This is a genomic window from Arthrobacter gandavensis (assembly GCF_039528575.1).
Classification (GTDB): Bacteria; Actinomycetota; Actinomycetes; order Actinomycetales; family Micrococcaceae; genus Arthrobacter_B; species Arthrobacter_B citreus_B.
Window position 1 is genome coordinate 213,849 of the sequence record NZ_BAAALV010000007.1, and the last position, 19,149, is coordinate 232,997.

The window sequence follows — 19,149 nt, forward strand, 5'->3', positions numbered from 1 at the left end:
TTCGGTGAAGCAGTTTGGGTTAGTGCGCTGCGGCGACGTTCTCCAGTGCTGTGGCGGCCGCGGACAGGCCGTCAGCAGCGCGGATCCGTTCCCCGGCTGCGCGGCAGCGGGCCTGAAGTTCTGGATCGTCCAGCAGCTCGCCGATGCTGCCCAGCAGTTCTTCAGGGGTGCACTCGTAGGTGTCCAGGCGGCGGCCGTAGCCGGATTCGTGCACGCGCTGGGCGTTGTCGTACTGGTCCCAGAACAGCGGGAGCAGGATCATCGGCTTGCCGAAATGCAGTGCCTCGGTGGTGGTGTTGTTGCCGCCGTGCGTGATGACCAGGTCCACCAGCGGGATGATGCGGGTCTGCGGCAGGAACTCCGCGCCCCACATATTCTCCGCCAGGATGATTTCCTCATGCCGCGGGCCTTTGGAGACGATGAAGTTGTACTCACCGGCGGTGCCCAGGATGTCCACGGTGCGCTGCATGAGTTCGACGTCGGCGCCGCCCAGGGAACCGAGGCTGAAGTAAACCAGCGGTTTGGTGCCGTCCAGGAAGTGCTCCGGAAGCTCTACGGCGGATTCCGTCTCACGGACGGCGGAATCTACGCGGGTCCAGTTTGCGTCCAGCGGCCGGCTGCCGGTGTAGTCCAGCTCCTGGGGGTAGACGTAGATGTTGTGCACGCCGGAGTGGATGAACTCCAGCCGGGGCAGGGCAGGGGCACCCTGTTCCTGGACCCAGGCATTGAAGTCTTCCCAGAGGTCCTTGTGGGTGCGCTCATACTCGGTGCGGTATTCATCCCAGCCGCTTTCGTCGGCCTCGCCCAGTCCGGAGTAGGCCGGTGCGATGCCCGGGCCGGGAATTTCCAGCGGGTTGCAGGAGACTATCCTCACGAACGGCTTGCCCGCCGTCAGCAGCGCGGGAAATGCCACCACGTTGTCCTCGACGATTACATCCGGATTTACTTCGGTGATTATCTTCCGCAATTCGGGTTCACAGTATTTTGCGCCTTCAATGGCGCCTTCCCAGATGGGGCGTATGACCGTTTCCGCCTGTTCCAGGGTTGATTTCCGGAATTCAGGGGATATTTCCTTGATGTATTCCTTCCAGAAATCACCTGCCTCTGCCTCGGCGTCATCCTCTGCCGGGGGTGCGAAGTCAACGAGTGCTTCCTCGAACCCCAGTGCAGCGAGCTTGCCCTGCCAGGACGACTCAGCGGCGAAGACCACCCGGTGCCCGCGCTTCAGTAGTTCGCTGCCGATCCCAATGCAGTTATTGGTAGGCCCGTAGGCACTTTCCGGCATGAAAAGAAAGGTGCGTGAATTTGTCAATGCTGCCTCCTGGAATCGTTGCGTGATGCAAATTACTTATGTGAAATGCGGCTATTTCGGCGGGCGTGCCCTATTGTGGTGACTCAGTCCATTCGAGGAAGGTTTTACATGGCACGCCCGAAGAACCAGACCGCACGCCGCAGCGAAATCGTGGCGGCCGCGCAGCGGGCGGTGGCGAAGCACGGTCCGGACGGCGCGAGGCTGAACCGCGTTGCCGAGGAAGCCGGGCTGACCAGCGGGGCAGTGCTGTACTACTACCCGAATGTGGATGACCTGATGCTGGAGGCGAACCGGGAAGCCATGGAACGCTTCTACGAACAGCGGGTCCAGATGCTCGCCTCGCTGCCTGATGACCCGGCCGCACGGCTCCTGGCACTGATTCGTTCCGGGCTGCCCTCCGGTCCGGAGGACGCGCAGGTTGCCATGCTCTGTGCCCTGGGCGGTTCCGCCGGCAACCATCCGGTGACCGCCACGCTCCTGACCTCGCTGTACGAACGCCAGGTGGGCATGTACCTGGTGGTCCTGGAGCAGGGAGCCGCCCGCGGGGTGTTTACCCTGGCGCAGGATCCGCTGACCGTGGCCCGAAACCTGGTGGCGCTCGAAGATGCGTACGGCTACCGGATCATTGCCCGCCATCCCAGCATTGACGCGGAGACCGCGGCGGGACTGATTGCGGACTACGCACGGATCGCAACCTCTCACGGGCTGACCGTTTCCTGATCCGCGCCGCGCTGGGCGGCGGCGCGGTCATCTTCGACAGCCACGGTGCGTGCGGCGTCGATAACCAGGCCAACCTGCGATCCGCGCTGCGGAACCTGGACTGCCCGGACATTGCAGGTGAACGGCGAGGCCAGTCCCGGGACCTGCACCGAGACGGTGGACGTTCCACCGAGGAAGAAGGTGTCCACCACGGTGCCCTCAAGCGTGCCGGCACCGGCCGGTGCCAGCTTCACATCTTCCGGACGCACGACGGCGGTGGCCGGGGTTCCGGAGGGCAGCGTATGGTCAGCGGCAAGCACCAGCGCAGACTCCAGGGCAACGCCGCCCGCGACGGCGGTCCCGTCCAGCAGGTTGGCGGTGCCGATGAAGTCGGCCACGAACCGGGTGCGCGGAGCGGCGTAGAGCGCCACGGGTGTGTCCACCTGTTCCAGCCTTCCGGCGTTGAGCACTGCAACCCGGTCCGCCATGGACATGGCTTCTTCCTGGTCATGCGTGACCACCACGAACGTCATGCCTGCCTCATGCTGCAGGCGCTTGAGTTCCAGCTGCATTTCGGCCCGGACCTTGCGGTCCAGCGCGGAGAGCGGCTCATCCAGCAGCAGCAGCCGGGGGCGCTTCACGATCGCGCGTGCCAGGGCGACCCGCTGCCGCTGGCCGCCGGAGAGCTGGCCCGGCCGGCGCCTGGCGAACGTGGTCAAACCGATGGTCTCCAGGACTTCGCCGACCCGCCGGCGCACTTCGGCCTTGCCCGCGCCTTCGGCCTCCAGCCCGTAGGCCACGTTCTTCTCCACGCTGAGGTGGGGGAACAGCGCATAGGACTGGAACATCATGTTCACCGGGCGGCGGTGGGCAGGCAACCGGGTGAGCGGTTCGCCGTCGAGCAGGATCTCTCCTTCGGCAGGCGTCTCAAAGCCGGCAATCGAACGCAGCAGCGTGCTCTTGCCGCAGCCGGAGGGTCCCAGCAGGGCAAAGAACTCATTACCGGCAATGTTCAGGTCAATCCCGTGCAGGGCCTGGACGGAACCATAGCTGTGGCTGAGGGAACGCAGCTGCAGAAGCGGCTGGTCCGCGGAAACGGAGTCGGGTCCGGTGGTCATAGTGAATCCGCAATCTTGGTCAGGCGCTGCGTTCCCAGGACCGCAAGGACGGTCAGGCCCAGCAGCATGGTGGCGAGTGCATTGATTTCGGGGGAGACGCCGAAGCGCACCATCGAGTAGATGTTGATGGGCAGCGTGGAGACGGTGGGACTGGTGGTGAAGAACGCAATCACGAACTCGTCCAGGGACAGGGTGAAGGCCAGCAGGCCGCCGGAGATGATTGCCGGTCCCAGCTGTGGAACGGTCACCTTCAGCAGGGTCCGGGCCGGGGAAGCGCCCAGGTCACGGGAAGCTTCTTCGAGTGACGGATCCACCTGGGCCAGCCGGGCCAGGACAATGGCGGTCACGAACGCCATGGCGAACACGGTGTGTGCCAGGATCACCGAGAGCAGGCCCAGGGTGAAGTTCAGCAGCGTGAACAGGCTCAGCAGCCCGATCGCCAGCAGCAGGTCCGGAAGCATGGCCGGGGCAATGGCGATCGCTCGGATCAGCCCGCCCCTGGTATACCGGTGGATTCCGACGGCGGTCAGGGTACCCAGCACCGTGGCCAGGACTGCAGCTGCCGCGGCCACCACCAGGGTGTTGCCCAGGGACGCGAGGATCTCCGGGGAGCGGAAGACCTCTGCGTACCACTTCAGCGAGAACCCGGACCAGGAAAAGAGGTTGGACGAGGCGTTGAAGGACATGGCCGTCACCACGAGGATCGGCAGGTAGAGAAACGCGATCGCGGCCCAGAAGGGAACCCGCAGGTGCCAGGCCTTACCCTGCCGCGCGCCGCGGCGTCGTACCTTGCTCACTGCTGCCGGGCTGGTACCCGGCGCGGCTGCCGTGGTGCTCATGCGCCCGCCTTCCGTGGGGTCTTGCCTTCGCTGACGGCGCGGGAGGCCCGCTGCTGCAGCACGAGCAGCAGCACCAGGAATGCCGTCATAACCAGTGCCAGGGCTGCTCCGAACGGCCAGTCGCGGGCCTTCAGGAACTGGTCGCGGATGAGGTTGCCGATCAGGACGGTCTTACCGCCGCCGATCAGTTCCGGAATGATGAAGTTGCCCATCGCAGGGACGAACACGAAGATGCAGCCGGTCAGGGCGCCCGGGGCGGACAGCGGCAGGGTGACCGTCCGGAAAACCCGGAACGGCGAGGAACCCAGGTTGGTGGCCGCCTCGGTTAGCTGCGGGTCCTGCGATGACAGGGAAGCGTACAGCGGCAGGATCATCAGCGGCAGGTACATGTACACCAGCCCGACGACGACGGCCGGTTCGGTGTAGAGCATCGCCACCGGTTCACTGGTGATGCCCAGCCACTGCAGGCTCTGGTTGATCCAGCCGGCATTGTTCAGCAGCAGGATCCAGGCATAGGTGCGGATCAGGAAATTGGTCCAGAACGGGAGCAGGACGGCGATCAGGGCCAGGGTGCGCCAGCGCTTGGGCAGGCGCGCGATAAACAAGGCCGCCGGGTAGCCGATCAGCAGTGCTATGGCGGTGGCGGCACCGGCGATCAGGATGGACTTCAGCACCACGCCCAGGTAGAGCGGGTCCGCCAGGCGGACGAAGTTCTCCAGGGTGAAGTTGTATTCGACGCCGCCAAACCGGCCGCGCTCAAAGAACGCGTAGACGGTGACCAGTGCAACGGGCAGGACGGCCAGCACAAACAGGAACACGACGCCGGGCCCAAGGATCGGGAGTCCGGCGAGCCTCCGGCGCCAGGCGGCGCCGGAGGCAGCGGAGCGGTTAGCAGGCACGGAGAGCTACTTCGCGGAGATTTCCGTGGCCAGGCGTGTGTATTCGGTGCTGTAGTCACCGAGGTCAACAATCACTTCCTGCTCCGCCAACTCGGCAGGGGTCATGGCCAGGTTCGGGTAGGTGGCAAGCAGTTCCGGGTCCAGTGCCTCCATGGCGGCCTTGTTCGGCACCTTGTAGAGGATGTTCTCAGCTGCCCAGGAGTGGACCTCCGGCTCCAGCACGTAGTTCAGGAACGCCATGGCTGCTTCCTTGTTCTGTGAGGACTTCAGCACGGTCATGGTGTCCACCCACAGGTCGCTGCCCTCTTCCGGAACCGTGAACTTGATGTTCGGATCCTCGGTGATGCCGTAGTTGCACCAGCCGTCCCAGGCCTCGGTCAGCACAGCTTCACCGGTGACGAGCTTGGAGTAGAACGTGGTGTCATCGAAGGACAGCAGGGTGGGCTTGGTGGCGGTGAGCTGCTCCTTCACTTTGGACAGCTCATCCGGGTTGTCGGAGTTCACCGAGTAGCCCAGTGCCTTCAGCGCCGGCAGGGCCATCCAGCGCTCGGTGGAGAGCATGGTGGTTTTCCCGGCCACGTCAGCGGAGGGCTCCAGCAGGTCCTTCCAGGACGTAGGCTCCGCCGGCAGGAGGTCCGAGCGGTAGCAGAGCCCGGTGGTTCCCCAGGCGTACGGCAGGGAGAAGGTGTTGCCGTCGTCGTAAGCCATTTCCATGGCCTCCGGGTAGAGGTTCTCAATGTTGGGGATCAGGGAGTGGTCCAGTTCCTGGAGCATCCCGCCCTCATTGAGTGCCTGGGCGTACTGGCCCGAAACAAATGCGACGTCGATTCCGGAGTCGCCGCCGGCGGTCAGCTTGGCCATGATCTCTTCGTTGGTGGCGTGGTGCACGATCTGGACGGGTACACCCGTCTCCGCTTCGAAGGTCTCGGCCAGATCTTCGGGGTAGTAGTCGGCCCAGATGCCGACTACGAGCTTCTGCTGGCTGATGTCGGCTTCGGGGTCCAGGTCCGCAGACCCGCTTCCTCCGCCGCAAGCTGACAGGGCAAGGACCGCTGTTGCCGTGACGGCGGCAGTCCGTGTAATGCGCTGGAAACTCACGATGGCTCCTACTGTTGCGCTTGTGTCGTGGATCACACCCGGACTGGGTGGTGAAATTGATCTTTGCATTAGAGTTCAAGGAATACAACGCTTATTTTTAGCCGTAACAAGCATTTAACAAACGGTCCTTGAATCAGCGTGCAAGGAATGTGAAGGTGGTTTCATGGATGAACTGAGGGCCGTACACGGCTGTTTGCGGCTTGAGCCCGACGGCGTCCTGACGGCTTTGGACTCCCGGGGCAGCCCCGCGTCAGCCGGGTCGGGACTGGCTGCGGATCTTACGGACGCGGTCCTGGCAGGAAGCACAGCCGCCCTGAGCGTGACCATCGGCGAGCTGCACGCGGCGCGGACCGGGCTGGCCGCCGGACCAGGACTCGAAGAAAGCGCCGTGCCCGTGGACATGACCAATCTCTCCGTGGTCGTGGGCGGGGACAAGATCATCAAGCTGGTGCGCCGCTGGGGAGGAGCAGACCGGTCTGCCCGGCTGCTTGCCAGGCTCGCTGAAGCCGGCGTCGATGCCGTTCCGGGCTACTTCGGATCCCTGGACTGGGAACATCCGGAGCGCGGACGCACCACCCTGGCCCTGGTCAGCGCCGTCATTCCGGATGCGGAAGACGGCTGGACCTGGGCCGCGGACGACGTCGCTGCCTGGTTCCGCGGCGGGCCGCTGCCGGATTTCCCCACCGCCCTGGGACGCCTGACGGCCGAGGTGCACGCGGCCCTGTTTGGAGCTGGTCCGCTGCCGGCCCCGGGTGCCGCCGAGGTGCGGGCGCGGACCGACGGCGTGCTGGACGTTGCGCTGACGCTTACGGGAGGCGATGCCGGAACACGGCTCGCGAACCGGGCCGAAGGCCTGCGCTCCCTGCTGGCCGCCATCCCCGAAACCGCTGCCCCGGCCTTCGACCTGCACGGTGACCTGCACGTGGGTCAGGTGCTGCGCTCAGGAGATAAGTACTGGCTGCTGGATTTCGACGGCGACCCCCAGCTGCCGGACGCCGAACGTGACCGTCCCGACACAGCCGCCCGCGACGTCGCGCATCTGGGCGCCAGCCTGGACATGGTGGCCTCAGTGGCCGCCAAGCGGCTGCAGGTCGCCGACTCCGGGTCACTGGAGAAGCTCTATGGCTGGGCGGACCAGGCACAGAAGCAGTTGGTTAGTGCCTACCGTTCCGCTGCGGCTGCCGCCGGGTGCCCCCAGCTTCTGGATGAGGCGGTGCTTCCCGGCCTGACCGCCGAACAGCTGCTCCGCGAACTCATCTATGCCCACCGTTTTCTGCCCCGCTGGCTGTATGCCGCGGACGGTGCCATCACCTACCGGTTCGAGCGGGATGGCGCCGCCTGCGATGCAGCCGGAAACGACATGACAAAGGAGCCCGTGTGGACACCGCCCGCTTTATAGAGGACCTGCAGCTGGTTCCGGATTATCTTGACCGGATGGCAGTGCTGCTTCAGGGTGGATACCCGGGCGTGGCAGGCCTGCCCGACGCCGGACGGATCCTGATCCTGGGCATGGGATCCAGCGCCTACGCTGCTGCCACCGCAGCACGGAAAGCCCGCGCGGACGGCGTGAACGTGCAGGTGGAGCTGGCCAGTACGGCGCTGCTGCCGCCGCCGGCCCCCGACCTGCTGGTCATCGCGGTGTCCGCTACCGGAACCAGTGTGGAAGTACTGGCCGCGGCAGAACGCTACCGAGGCACCGGCGGCCTGGTTGCGGTGACCAACAGGCCCGGGTCTCCGTTGGCGGCCATGGCTGACTACACAGTGGAAATGAACGCAGGGGAGGAGGTTTCCGGGATTTCCTGCCGGAACTTCAGGCATTCCCTTCTGGTCATAGCCGCGGTGCTGGAACGCTACGGTGCTTCTTACGGGATGCTGGCGGAAACGGCGCAGCGTGCGGCGGCCGGCTCAAGGGCGGTCCTGGACACCTCGGGCCAGTGGCTGCCGCAGGTCTCCGAGTTGCTGCTGGGCCCCGACGGCACGTTCCTGCTGGCGCCCGCCGAGCGGTTCTCCAGTGCGGCCCAGGGATCACTGATGATCCGGGAAGTGCCCCGCCGCCCGGCATACGGCAGTGAGACGGGGGACTGGTCCCACGTGGATGTCTACCTGTCCAAGACGCTTGACTACCGGGCGCTGGTCTTCACCGGCTCGCGGTGGGACCAGCAGGCCCTGGACTGGATGATGCCGCGCGGGGCGACCGTGGTCGCCGTCGGGGAAGGCGTTCCCGAAGCGGCTCTGACCGTGTCCTATCCAGGGCAGGAGCAATGGCTTGTGTCTGCCCTGGTGGAGACCATGGTGCCGGAACTGATCGCCTGGGACTGGTACACGAAGGACCCGGAGTTCTCCTGGAGCGCGCAGGTTACCGCCAAGCCTGTCCTGTAGCCGTCGGGGGCCAGCCGGGCCCCGGCTGGCTAGGTCTGTTGGACGGCGATCGCGAAGACCACGACTGCCGACAGCATCAGGGCTGCGATGGCCGAGTAGGAGAACCGGGTGAAACGCTGCTGGCGGATACGCTCAGCGCGCCATTGCCTGCGTGTCAGTGTTGTGCTCATGCGGTCGACTCTAAGAACGCCCCAAGCTAAGTGCTAAGAGTACTTACTACTTGTTTCCTGCCCTGTTTTACCCGGCTTTTCCCCCGAGATTACAGAAACTGCCCGTTAGACGCGTCTAACGGGCAGTTTCTGTAATCTCGTGACGAGCTTCGAGGAAGCAGCTGTCGCCGGTGGTTATTCGTTGTGTGACTTGCCTTCGGCCAGCTCAACGGTGGTGTCCGAGCGTCCCATCATGAAGGGGATGAGGTAAACGAGCGTGCCGACGACGAGGCAGGCCACCATCGGCCAGACGACGTCGAGGGTCAGCCAGTTCAGGGCGTAAATCGAGGCAAGGAAGAGCCCGAAGAAGACGATGAACGTGACGAGGTTCGAGACCAGGTGTCCTTCGCCCGAGTGGGTGGGCTGCTTTGCCTTGGTTCGTGCCATGGGAGTTTCTCCGTTTCAAAAAGTTTTCAGCGGCGGACGGATCAGTAACCGGACCCGCCGTTACCACCCTTAACAATAGCGATTCCGGAGCTAGCTCCAATTCGTGTGGCGCCGGCGTCGATCATTGCCAGCGCATCTTCGCGGCTGCGAACGCCGCCGGAAGCCTTCACGCCCATGTCAGGGCCGACTGTACGGCGCATCAGGGCAACGTCCTCAACGGTAGCCCCGCCGCCGTTGAATCCGGTGGACGTCTTGACGAAGTCGGCACCGGCGTCCACGGAAGCTTCGCAGGCCAGAATCTTCTGCTCATCGGTGAGCAGGGAGGTCTCAATGATCACCTTCAGGATCGCGCCGGCTTCATGGACGGCGTCGGCAACGGCGGCGATGTCGCGGACCAGGGTTTCGCGGTCTCCGCGCCGGGCTGCGGCAATGTCGATGACCATGTCGATCTCGTCTGCGCCGTCCTGCAGTGCGCCCTGGGCCTCGAAGACCTTTACCTCGGTGGTGGTGGCTCCGAGGGGGAAGCCAATAACGGAACAGGTGTCCACTCCGGAGTCCTTCAGGGCGGTATGCACTGTTGAGACCCAGAGCGGGTTGACGCAGACGGACTTGAAACCGTACTCGGCTGCCTCTTCACAGACCCGCAGGATGTCCTCGCGGGAGGCCTCCGGCTTGAGCAGGGTGTGGTCAATGTAGGAGGCGAGGTCAGCGGTCTGCGGAGTCTCTTCGGGCGCGGCGTTCGTGGGCATGGCGGTCCTTTCCAAACTGGTCTTCCAGTCTCCCATATGGGGGCGAAGAGCTGGCACAAAAAACCGGGCAGGGCTCCGATGAGCTCTGCCCGGTTTTTCTGAGGCCTAGTACGGCCAGTTGCCGATCAGCGGCTGAACGGTGCTGCCTCCGCCGTTCCCGAAGGACGGCGCTGCGTTCGCGGGTGCTGCCACGCCAACGGCTGCAATCGCGGCGGCCAGAAGAACGGATACGCCAAGCTTCTTCATTTGTGCTCCTAGGTTATGTGTCCAGCCCATTTGCTGACTGGCATATCGTACCTAACAAATTTCCTATTTATCTTTCCAAGTGGGCTCAATTCTTGGACGGCAGGCAGGGGGCGGTTGAACGAAGCCGCGCGCGTACTGCGTAATGCTTAGACCAAAACGGGATCGGAGCGCACAATGGAACGTAAGGTGTCCTGAAATGGGCCTATGGGCGGGAGCGAGAAAGTGCCGTGGCTTTGACGACAGATGACTTCATACTTCATGAGTACAAAGCGAGGCAGCTGTGGGAGCAGCGCGAATACTCAGCCGTCATAAATCACACGAAGGCTGCCGCCGAAAAAGCGGGTTCCCGCGGTGATGACGCCGGCTGGTGGCGCATGATGTATCTCCTTGCCAAATGCCAGCGGCAACTGGGTGATATTAGTGATCTTGTTGAGACAGCAGAATCACTCTCGGAGCACCCGCTCACCTCACGCGATCCGGAGCTGGCTGCCAAGGCGAATGCGCTGCGGTCAGCGGGACTCAGGGCTCTTGGGCAGCTGCCGGAAGCACTGGAGGTGGCTCGGGAAGCCACGCTGGAGTTCCCGGAGACTGGATACGGAAGCAAAGGCAAGCTTGAGGCCCAGCAGGTTCTCGTCGCCGTTTTGGCCGAGAGCGGGCATCTCGACGACGCCTGGCGTGAGGCGGAGAATCTCTGCCGCCTTATTGATGCAAACACTGAACCGGACCGGGCAGGCAGGGCTTATTGGTCTATCGGAAACGTGGCGTTTCTCCTGGGTCGGAGCAAGGACGCTACTGAGTACCACGACAAGGCAGCCACATGCTTTTCGCCCAGCAGGGACCTGAATCTGTGGGCCATCTTCAATAAGGCATCGGCGTTCATGAGGCTCAATGCGAATCTGGTTGAGCCGGCTACGCTCCAGTGCATCGAGCGGGCCGAGATGGCGATGTCAATTAGCGGGGGGACACCGCAGGACGAGCTCGACATCGACGTTATCCGCGCTCACTGGTGTTTTCTGACTGGGTCACTGCCTGAAGCGAAGTTGAAAATGTCCGGCATTATGGAGCGGGCGGAGGCTATGGCTCCCCTCAGCGAAGGCGACGCCCGGATCCTGTATGCCCGGATTCTCGCCGCAGCCGGGGAGACCGAGGCGGCGCGCGAGCAGGCCACTACTGGCATGGAGCTTTTCGAAAACGTTGGTGCCGTGATGCGCGCAGAGCAGGCCAGGGAACTCGCGGACTCGATTAAATCAGTGAATTTTTGAACGCGCCGATGACTGCATACATGTGCATGAATCGGCTAGTATGACCGGAACTGGGGGAGCGGGCAGTGGGAAAGTGCATTGGCCCTCTGCCAGGAGTTTTTTGGGGGGAAAATTGGAACAGTCTCGGGAATTGCTACAACAGAAGTGCACGCCGTTCACGAGCAGTTGCCGTGAAACATCGATGACTGCATTGGGGGCGTCATGGCGGTGAAACAGGAGATCGTGAGCGGAGCTGCAGAAGGTCCGGTCGATGGCAGCGAAATCTCGAACGACAAGCGGGTGCAAGTCACTGACTGTACTGGCTACGTAAGAGTCACGCTGCCCCCAGGCCGCGTCATTACCGGGCCTATGGCGGCAGCGGCCGCTGCAGAGTTTAATCCTCTGGCTCAGACAGGGCCGAGGCCGTTGCTGCTTGACGTCACGGGGGTCGAAGCCATTACACGCGGTGCCAGAAGTGTGTTCGCGGCAGCTCGGTCGGTTTCGTCTGTGGCTGTCCTGGGCACCAGCCAGGTGGATAGGGTTATCGCAAACTTCCTCCTTGGTGGAGACCTCCCGGCTTGTCCTGCACGGTACTTCTCCTCTGCTGCCCAGGCACTGGACTGGCTCAAGGGCAGAGCCTGATGACGGACCCTGAAGCCGGAGACCCAAGGCTTCAGCAGGTAGTGGACGGCATAGTCCGAATTGCTGCCGGAGACCTGAGCACCAGGATCCGCACCTCGCCCAAACGCGATGACGTGGACGCGGTAATTACCGGAATCAATCTTCTAGCCGAGGAGCTGAACTCCGTTTACCAGGACTTCGAGGAACGGGTCGAATCCCGCACACGCGAGCTGCAGGCAGCCCACCGCCAGATGCAGCGGATGGCAATGAGCGATGCGCTGACGGGCACGGCGAACCGGACGGCCCTGATGCATGAGATCGAGGCAGAACTGCTCGCCGCCGAGGCAGGGGGAGCACGCCCGTCGGTCCTGATGATCGACCTTGACGCCTTCAAGGACATCAACGACAGTTTTGGCCACCTGACCGGGGACCAGGTCCTCGTAGAAGTTGCCCGCCGCCTCAGGTGGGCAGTCCGCCGCGGCGACACGGTCGCCCGGCTGGGCGGAGATGAGTTTGCGGTCCTGCTTCCAGAAACGGGGCTGAGCACAGCCATGGGTGTGGCTGCCCGAATCCATGAGGCACTGGGCGAATGCATCCGGGTGGAGGAGATCGATGTGTGGCCTCGTGCCAGCATCGGAGTCCACGCGGCGCTGGCAGGTGAACGGGCCGAGGACCTCATGGTGCGTGCCGACACGGCCATGTACGCAGCCAAGGAGGCCGGCCGCGGGCAGAGCAAGGCGTTCGAACCGGTGATGCTCTACGCCCGGCAGCTTCGCCGGGAGATGGCTGCCGAACTGCGCGAAGGCCTGGGTCGCAACGAACTCTTCCTGGACTACCAGCCAGTCGTCGAACTTGCCACAGGCAGGATGCGCGGGGTTGAGGCACTGGTCCGCTGGCAGCATCCGCAGCGCGGGCTCATTATGCCGGACGACTTCATTCCGATCGCCGAGGAAACCGGCATCATCCTGGACCTTGGCCGCTGGGTCCTGCGCGCCGCGCTGGAGCAGCTGGCGCACTGGGAAGAGCAGCTGGATCTGGACGAGGACTTCCAGGTCCGGGTAAACCTCTCCGCGATGGAACTGCAGCGGCTGGACCTGGTGGACCATGTCCGGCAGGACCTCCGGGAGACCGGGATACAGGCCTCCCGGCTGATCATCGAGATTACCGAGAGCGCCTTCGTCAGCGGCGGAGACGTAGAGATGTACTCCCTGAAGTCGCTGAATGCGCTCGGTGTGGGTATTGAAATCGACGACTTCGGCACCGGTTACTCCTCCATCAGCTACCTGCGCCGGCTGCCCGTCCAGACCGTGAAGGTGGACCGCAGCCTCATCAGGGACATCAGTGCGGACCCCGGCCAGCGCCAGTTCGTGGATGCTGTCCACGGCCTGATCCGTGCTGCCGGCATGGAAGCGGTCTTCGAAGGGATCGAAACCCTTGACCAGGCGGCGGACCTGCTGGTGCTGGGCTGCCGAAACGGTCAGGGGTACTACTTCAGCAGGCCCCTTGCCGCGGGACAGATCCAGGCCATTCTGGCAGCGGACACGGTGCTCCCGCTGGTTCAGGCACCGGTCGCCGCGAACTAGCCCCGGACATCAGGGCCGGAGCGCAGCTAGGCGTCCAGCCCCAGCGCCGCAGCGATATCCGCCTTCGCTGCTGCCAGCCGGTCCGCCGCAGCAGCGCGTGCTGCCGCAAGTCCTTCACGCCCGGCTGCCGGCTCAATGACCTCCAGGTAGCACTTGAGCTTCGGTTCCGTGCCGGAGGGCCGGACGATAATGCGGGTGTCGTCCCGGGTCAGATAGAGCAGCCCATCAGTCGGTGGCAGGTCTGCGGAGCCGGTCGAGAGGTCGACGGCGGACACCACGGGGGACCCCGCCAGGGAGACAGGAGGCTGCTCACGCAGCCGGGTCATCATCTGCGGAATCAGCGTCAGGTCTGCGACCCGGACCGAAAGCTGGTCAGAGGCATGCAGCCCGTGCTCCAGTGCGAGGTCATCGAGCATGTCGAACAATGTGCGTCCCGATGCCTTGAGCGAGGCTGCAAGTTCGGCGATGAGCAGCCCGGCGGAGATGCCGTCCTTGTCCCGCACCAGGCCAGGAGCCACGCAGTAGCCCAGTGCTTCCTCATACCCGTACACCAACCCCGGCACGCGGGAAATCCACTTGAAGCCGGTCAGGGTCTCCTGATGTGCGAATCCCGCGGAAGCAGCGATTCGTGCCAGCAGGCGGGAGGAGACGATGGAGTTGGCGAAGACGGGGGAGTGCCCCGCCTTAACCCGTGGCTTCAGGTGCCCGGAACGGATCCGGGCAGCCAGGTGTGCGCCGAGCAGGGCACCGGTCTCATCACCGCGCAGCATGCGCCATTCGCCGGTGGCCGGGTCCTTGGCTGCGACGGCGGCGCGGTCGGCGTCGGGGTCGTTGGCCAGCACAATGTCAGCATCCGTCTCCGCGGCCATGGCCACGGCCAGGTCGAGGGCGCCGGGTTCCTCGGGGTTGGGGAAGGCGACCGTGGGGAAGTCCGGATCCGGCTGGGCCTGGGCCGCCACGAGCTTCACGGCAGTGAAGCCGGCGTCGCGCAGCACAGCGGTCATGGTTTCCCCGCCCACACCGTGCATCGGGGTCAGGACAATCTTCAGGTCGCGGGACGGATAACCGTCGCGGGACACCAGTGCGTCCACAGCGTTGATGTAGTCCGCGGCGATCGACTCGGACACATCGGTCCAGCCTTCCGGCGCTGTCTCGATCGAGTCCAGCGGCACGGAGTAATCAATGCGGGCGGCGATCTCGGCGTCGTACGGCGGGACGATCTGCGCCCCGCGGCCCGGACCCTTGACCGTGCGGCCGCCCAGATACACCTTGTAGCCGTTGTCCTGCGCCGGATTGTGGCTGGCGGTGACCATCACGCCGGCATCCGTGTCCAACGCCCGCACTGCGTAGGCGAGCACCGGCGTCGGGAGCGTGCAGGGGAGCAGGAATGCTTCGATTCCCGCCGCGCTGAAGACCGCCGCAGTCTCCAAGGCGAAAGCCTTGGAGTTGTGGCGGGCGTCGTAGCCGATCACGGCGCTGGGGGTCCAGCCCTCGGACTTGTCCTGCAGGAACGAGGCGATGCCCGCTGCGGTGCGGCGAACGACGGCACGGTTCATCCGCATGGGTCCGGCACCGAGGGCGGCACGCAGGCCGGCGGTACCGAACTCCAGCGTGCCGGAGAACCGGTCAGCCAGGTCGGCCAGGGCGGCCTCTGCCGTTTCCCCTTCCGCAGCAGCGTCCGAGAGCAGCTTCCGCAGCTGCGCGGCAGTCGCGTGGTCGGGGTCCGTGTCCGCCCACAGGCGGGCCGCAGCAATCAGTTCGTCGCGTTCAGTCGAGGTCAAGCTCATGGGGTGTCCTATATAGGTGTCTGGCTAGAGGGCGCCGATGATTCCGGCCAGCAGCCTGGAGATGCGCGGGCCTGCTTCGGCTCCGGCTTCCAGCACTTCCTGATGGCTGAGCGGCTGCGGGCTGATGCCGGCGGCCAGGTTGGTGACCAGGCTGATGCCGAACACCTCCATGCCGGCGTGGCGGGCGGCAATGGCCTCCAAAGCGGTGGACATGCCAACGAGGTCGGCGCCGATGGTCTTGGCGTAGCGGACCTCGGCAGGGGTCTCGTAGTGCGGGCCGGGGAACTGGGCGTACACACCCTCGGCGAGACTCGGGTCAATGGTGCGTGCCAGGTCGCGCAGGCGAGGGGAGTAGAGGTCCGTCAGGTCCACGAACGTGGCACCTTCCAGCGGCGAGGTTGCCGTGAGGTTCAGGTGGTCGCTGATCAGCACCGGCGTTCCGGGCTTCCAGTCCAGGTTCAGGCCGCCGCAGCCGTTGGTCAGCACCATCACCTTGGCGCCGGCAGCGGCCGCGGTGCGTACTCCGTGGACCACGGCGCGGACGCCCTTGCCCTCGTAGTAGTGCGTGCGTGCACCCAGGACCAGGGCGCGCTTTCCGCCGGGCGTCAGGATGGAACGGATGGTTCCAACATGGCCCTGCACCGCGGGGGCGGAGAATCCGGGGATTTCCGACGCCGGGATGGTTGCGGTGGTTTCGCCGATCAGTTCGGCTGCCTCACCCCATCCGCTGCCCAGGACCAGGGCGATGTCATGGCTGGGTACGCCGGTTTTCTCGGCAATGTACGCCGCGGCGTGCCGGGCAAGTTCAAAGGGTTCGTCGTTGCTCACCCGTACAACTTACCGTGTGTTGGGCGGGGCTGCGCCTGCCCGCGTGACCGGCCCCGTTTGAGCGGCATCCCCGGATGCGACAGAATGGACAGTTGTGACGAGCCAACTAGATTTCACTGCCCGAAAAATCGCAATCCTCGGCGGCGGCCCCGGTGGATATGAAGCCGCCATGGTGGCAGCCTCGCTGGGGGCGGACGTCACCATTGTGGAGCGCAACGGACTGGGCGGCTCGGCCGTCCTCACCGACGTCGTCCCTTCCAAAACCCTCATTGCCACCGCTGACGTGATGACGCGGTTCAGCTCTGCTTCCAACCTCGGCGTGGACTTCGGCGACGCCAGCCCGGTGGCAGCGGACCTGAAGATGGTCAACCACCGCCTGCTGGCACTGGCCCGCGAGCAGTCCAACGACATCCGCCGCACGCTCGAGCGCATGGGCGTGAACGTGGTGCTTGGCAACGGACGGCTCCTGGATAACCACACCATCGAAGTCACTGCCGACGACGGCACCACCAGCACCGTGGAAGCCGAGGCGCTGCTGATTTCCACCGGCGCCAATCCCCGTGAGCTGGAAACCTCCATGCCTGACGGCGAGCGGATCTTCACCTGGAAGCAGATCTACAACCTCACCGAAGTTCCCGAGCACCTCATTGTGATCGGCTCCGGCGTTACCGGAGCGGAGTTCGCCTCGGCCTACAACGGCCTGGGATCCCGGGTCACGCTCATCTCCAGCCGGGACCGGGTGCTTCCCGGAGAGGACGCCGACGCCGCCCGTGTGCTGGAAGACGTGTTCCAAGCCCGCGGCATGACCGTGCTGTCCCGCTCCCGCGCCGATTCAGTGAAGAACACCGGCGACGGCGTGCTGGTCACCCTCTCCGACGGACGCACCGTGGAGGGCTCGCACTGCCTCGTCGCCGTCGGCGCGATCCCCAATACCCAGAACATCGGCCTGGAAGAGGCGGGGATCGCCCTGGACGACCACGGGCAGATCAAGGTCGACGGCGTTTCCCGCACCACCGCTCCGAACGTCTACGCCGCCGGTGACTGCACGGGCGTGTTCAACCTGGCCTCGGTGGCCGCCATGCAGGGCCGCATTGCCATTGCGCACCTGATGGGGGACAGCGTGAAGCCGCTGAAGCTCAAGCACGTGGCCTCGAACATCTTCACCTCCCCGGAGATTGCCTCTGTGGGCGTCTCGGAAGCCGACGTCGACGCCGGCCGCTACCAGGGCGACGTCATCAAGCTCTCGCTGCACACGAACGCGCGGGCGAAGATGATGGACGTCAAGGAAGGCTTCGTTAAGATCATTGCGCGCAAGGGCTCGGGAACGGTGATCGGCGGCGTCGTCGTCGGTCCCCGTGCCTCGGAGCTGATCTTCCCGATCGCCCTGGCCGTGACCCAGAAGCTGCACGTGGACGACGTTGCCAACACCTTCACGGTCTACCCGTCGCTGACCGGTTCCATTTCCGAAGCCGCACGCCGGCTGCACGTGCACATCTAGCGGTTCCCAGCCCCGCAAAACGAGCTAGCAGAAACTGCCCGTATCAGCCTTGATACGGGCAGTTTCTGTTATCTCGATGGGATGGAACGCCCGCGTCCCGGCGATTCAGTGTTCCGGAGGCGGGCTTTTTTGCGCGGAAAATCAGGGTTTGTCCAACGTTACGTCCACATTGTGGACCGATGTCCGAATGGCGGACGCGGGGTTCTACGATAATCGTACTTTCCAACCGCACCCGAAAGACTTGCCATGTCAACAAACACACCAAGTGCCGAAGCCGAAAAGGCACCCGCAAACTCACGCGGTCGCGTGATCGTAGCGTCGCTGGTCGGAACCTCCATCGAGTTCTACGACTTCTACGTCTACGCGACGGCCGCAGTCCTGGTCTTCCCGATCCTCTTCTTCCCGAATGCAGAGGGCGTTACCGCACTGCTGAGCTCCTTTGCCGTGTTTGGCGTGGCATTCATCGCCCGGCCGCTTGGATCCATCGTCTTTGGCCACTTCGGCGACAAGGTGGGCCGCAAGGGCACCCTGGTGGCGTCACTGCTCACCATGGGTATTGCAACGTTCCTGATCGGCTGCCTGCCCACCGCGAACATGGACGGATGGACCTTCTGGGCTCCCGCCCTGCTGGTGGTCATGCGCTTCGCACAGGGCCTGGCCCTTGGCGGCGAATGGTCCGGTGCCGCCCTGCTGGCCACCGAGAACGCGCCGGCGAACAAGCGCGCCATCTACGGCACGTTCCCGCAGCTGGGTGCTCCGATCGGGTTCATCCTGGCCAACGGCCTGTTCCTGATCCTCAGCTTCAACCTGGCCGAAGACCAGTTCATGTCCTGGGGCTGGCGCATTCCGTTCCTGGCCAGCGCCGTCATGGTCATCATTGGCCTGTACGTCCGCCTGAAGCTGGTTGAAACCCCGGCCTTCCAGAAGGTTGTTGACTCCGGCGAAGTGAGCAAACTGCCGCTGGCTGCTGCCTTCAAGTTCTCCTGGCGCCCGATGATCGCAGGTACGTTCATCATGCTGGCCACCTACGTGCTCTTCTACCTGATGACCACCTTCACCCTCTCCTACGGCACCGCTGCCAAGACGGAGGAAGAAGCCGCCGCCAAGGCTGAAGCTGCAGGCAAGGCCTTCGACCCCGATTCGTTTGCCGCAGGCCTGGGCTACGCCCGGAACGACTTCCTGATCATGCTGATCGTCGGCGTCGTGTTCTTCGGTATCTTCACGATGGTGGCCGGTCCGCTGGCCGAGAAGCACGGCCGCCGCAAGACCCTGCTCTGGGTTACCGCTGCGATCTTCGCCTTCGGCTTCGCCTTCGACCCGCTGTTCGGCGGCGGCTTCGTAGGCACCATGGCACTGCTGATCATCGGCTTCACGCTGATGGGCCTCACCTTCGGGCCGATGGGTGCCGTACTGCCTGAGCTGTTCCCGACCAACGTCCGGTACACCGGCTCAGCGATCGCCTACAACGTTTCCTCGATCCTGGGCGCGGCTGTTGCCCCGTTCATTGCCGTGGCCCTGTGGCAGGCCGCTGACGGCAGCCCGTGGCTGGTGGGCGTCTACCTCTCCTCGATGGCCGTCCTCACGTTCATCGCGCTGTGGGTTACCCGCGAAACCAAGGACGTGGACTACGTAAACCACTCCAGCTAGTTCTCTAAC

At 64.4% G+C, this 19,149-nt stretch carries 19 protein-coding genes; 8 read left to right on the forward strand and 11 right to left on the reverse strand.

Annotated elements, in window-relative coordinates; all coding sequences use genetic code 11:
* Nucleotides 1-19: 19 nt before the first annotated feature.
* Nucleotides 20-1,285: a nucleotide disphospho-sugar-binding domain-containing protein gene (locus ABFX29_RS14460; protein ID WP_152228635.1), complete on the reverse strand. Its 1,266-nt coding sequence runs from the start codon at nucleotides 1,283-1,285 to the stop codon at nucleotides 20-22.
* A gap of 135 nt (nucleotides 1,286-1,420) precedes the next feature.
* Between ABFX29_RS14460 and ABFX29_RS14465 the strand changes: the two genes are divergently transcribed.
* A complete protein-coding gene (locus ABFX29_RS14465) occupies nucleotides 1,421-2,032 on the forward strand; it encodes a TetR/AcrR family transcriptional regulator (protein WP_152228634.1) in 612 nt (203 codons plus the stop codon).
* Here ABFX29_RS14465 and ABFX29_RS14470 read toward each other — a convergent pair.
* The 4 genes from ABFX29_RS14470 to ABFX29_RS14485 are packed head-to-tail and all read right to left on the reverse strand — an operon-like array spanning nucleotide 2,011 to nucleotide 5,965.
* The gene (locus ABFX29_RS14470; RefSeq protein ID WP_152228633.1) at nucleotides 2,011-3,129 is read right to left on the reverse strand and encodes an ABC transporter ATP-binding protein; all 1,119 of its coding nucleotides are present in this window, start codon (nucleotides 3,127-3,129) and stop codon (nucleotides 2,011-2,013) included. The genes ABFX29_RS14465 and ABFX29_RS14470 overlap by 22 nt on opposite strands.
* A complete protein-coding gene (locus ABFX29_RS14475; protein WP_152228632.1) occupies nucleotides 3,126-3,968 on the reverse strand; it encodes an ABC transporter permease in 843 nt (280 codons plus the stop codon). Before ABFX29_RS14475 ends, ABFX29_RS14470 begins: the two co-directional genes overlap by 4 nt.
* Complete coding sequence (locus ABFX29_RS14480) at nucleotides 3,965-4,867, reverse strand: ABC transporter permease (protein WP_152228631.1); 903 nt, start codon at nucleotides 4,865-4,867, stop codon at nucleotides 3,965-3,967. The genes ABFX29_RS14475 and ABFX29_RS14480 overlap by 4 nt, the downstream gene beginning before the upstream one ends.
* A 6-nt stretch (nucleotides 4,868-4,873) precedes the next feature.
* A complete protein-coding gene (locus tag ABFX29_RS14485) occupies nucleotides 4,874-5,965 on the reverse strand; it encodes a polyamine ABC transporter substrate-binding protein (protein ID WP_211372399.1) in 1,092 nt (363 codons plus the stop codon).
* 163 nt (nucleotides 5,966-6,128) lie between these two features.
* On the opposite strand from ABFX29_RS14485, the gene ABFX29_RS14490 reads away from it, so the two are divergent.
* Nucleotides 6,129-7,364, forward strand: a complete 1,236-nt coding sequence (locus tag ABFX29_RS14490; RefSeq protein WP_152228629.1) for a hypothetical protein — start codon at nucleotides 6,129-6,131, stop codon at nucleotides 7,362-7,364.
* On the forward strand, nucleotides 7,343-8,344 hold the full coding sequence (locus ABFX29_RS14495) for an SIS domain-containing protein (RefSeq protein ID WP_152228628.1): 1,002 nt from the start codon (nucleotides 7,343-7,345) through the stop codon (nucleotides 8,342-8,344). Before ABFX29_RS14490 ends, ABFX29_RS14495 begins: the two co-directional genes overlap by 22 nt.
* Nucleotides 8,345-8,373: 29 nt before the next feature.
* Here the strand turns inward: ABFX29_RS14495 and ABFX29_RS14500 are convergent, their stop codons facing one another.
* From ABFX29_RS14500 to ABFX29_RS14515, 4 genes are all read right to left on the reverse strand, one after another.
* Nucleotides 8,374-8,514: a hypothetical protein gene (locus tag ABFX29_RS14500; RefSeq protein ID WP_170287773.1), complete on the reverse strand. Its 141-nt coding sequence runs from the start codon at nucleotides 8,512-8,514 to the stop codon at nucleotides 8,374-8,376.
* A gap of 174 nt (nucleotides 8,515-8,688) precedes the next feature.
* On the reverse strand, nucleotides 8,689-8,940 hold the full coding sequence (locus ABFX29_RS14505; RefSeq protein ID WP_152228627.1) for a hypothetical protein: 252 nt from the start codon (nucleotides 8,938-8,940) through the stop codon (nucleotides 8,689-8,691).
* Between the two features lie 41 nt (nucleotides 8,941-8,981).
* On the reverse strand, nucleotides 8,982-9,689 hold the full coding sequence (gene deoC / locus ABFX29_RS14510; protein ID WP_152228626.1) for a deoxyribose-phosphate aldolase: 708 nt from the start codon (nucleotides 9,687-9,689) through the stop codon (nucleotides 8,982-8,984).
* Nucleotides 9,690-9,794: 105 nt separating this feature from the next.
* Entirely contained in the window at nucleotides 9,795-9,935 is a 141-nt protein-coding gene (locus ABFX29_RS14515; protein WP_170287772.1) for a hypothetical protein, read from the reverse strand.
* Between the two features lie 227 nt (nucleotides 9,936-10,162).
* Here ABFX29_RS14515 and ABFX29_RS14520 point away from each other — a divergent pair, with 227 nt between their 5' ends.
* The 3 genes from ABFX29_RS14520 (at nucleotide 10,163) to ABFX29_RS14525 (ending at nucleotide 13,380) form a co-directional block, all read left to right on the forward strand.
* A complete protein-coding gene (locus tag ABFX29_RS14520) occupies nucleotides 10,163-11,197 on the forward strand; it encodes a hypothetical protein (RefSeq protein ID WP_152228625.1) in 1,035 nt (344 codons plus the stop codon).
* 201 nt (nucleotides 11,198-11,398) lie between these two features.
* Nucleotides 11,399-11,818: a DUF7793 family protein gene (locus ABFX29_RS16660; protein ID WP_487046982.1), complete on the forward strand. Its 420-nt coding sequence runs from the start codon at nucleotides 11,399-11,401 to the stop codon at nucleotides 11,816-11,818.
* Complete coding sequence (locus tag ABFX29_RS14525; RefSeq protein WP_152228624.1) at nucleotides 11,818-13,380, forward strand: putative bifunctional diguanylate cyclase/phosphodiesterase; 1,563 nt, start codon at nucleotides 11,818-11,820, stop codon at nucleotides 13,378-13,380. The genes ABFX29_RS16660 and ABFX29_RS14525 overlap by 1 nt, the downstream gene beginning before the upstream one ends.
* A 26-nt stretch (nucleotides 13,381-13,406) precedes the next feature.
* Here ABFX29_RS14525 and ABFX29_RS14530 read toward each other — a convergent pair whose 3' ends face one another.
* Both ABFX29_RS14530 and ABFX29_RS14535 read right to left on the reverse strand, forming a co-directional pair.
* Nucleotides 13,407-15,167: a phospho-sugar mutase gene (locus tag ABFX29_RS14530; protein WP_152228623.1), complete on the reverse strand. Its 1,761-nt coding sequence runs from the start codon at nucleotides 15,165-15,167 to the stop codon at nucleotides 13,407-13,409.
* Between the two features lie 24 nt (nucleotides 15,168-15,191).
* Nucleotides 15,192-15,995 carry a purine-nucleoside phosphorylase gene (locus ABFX29_RS14535; RefSeq protein ID WP_152228622.1) on the reverse strand — a complete coding sequence of 268 codons (804 nt, stop codon included), beginning with the start codon at nucleotides 15,993-15,995 and terminating at the stop codon, nucleotides 15,192-15,194.
* Nucleotides 15,996-16,089: 94 nt separating this feature from the next.
* Here ABFX29_RS14535 and ABFX29_RS14540 point away from each other — a divergent pair, with 94 nt between their 5' ends.
* Both ABFX29_RS14540 and ABFX29_RS14545 read left to right on the forward strand, forming a co-directional pair.
* Nucleotides 16,090-17,493, forward strand: coding sequence for an NAD(P)H-quinone dehydrogenase (locus ABFX29_RS14540; RefSeq protein ID WP_152228621.1), 1,404 nt, complete (start codon nucleotides 16,090-16,092; stop codon nucleotides 17,491-17,493).
* Between the two features lie 246 nt (nucleotides 17,494-17,739).
* Nucleotides 17,740-19,140 carry an MFS transporter gene (locus tag ABFX29_RS14545; protein WP_152228620.1) on the forward strand — a complete coding sequence of 467 codons (1,401 nt, stop codon included), beginning with the start codon at nucleotides 17,740-17,742 and terminating at the stop codon, nucleotides 19,138-19,140.
* Nucleotides 19,141-19,149: the final 9 nt, after the last annotated feature.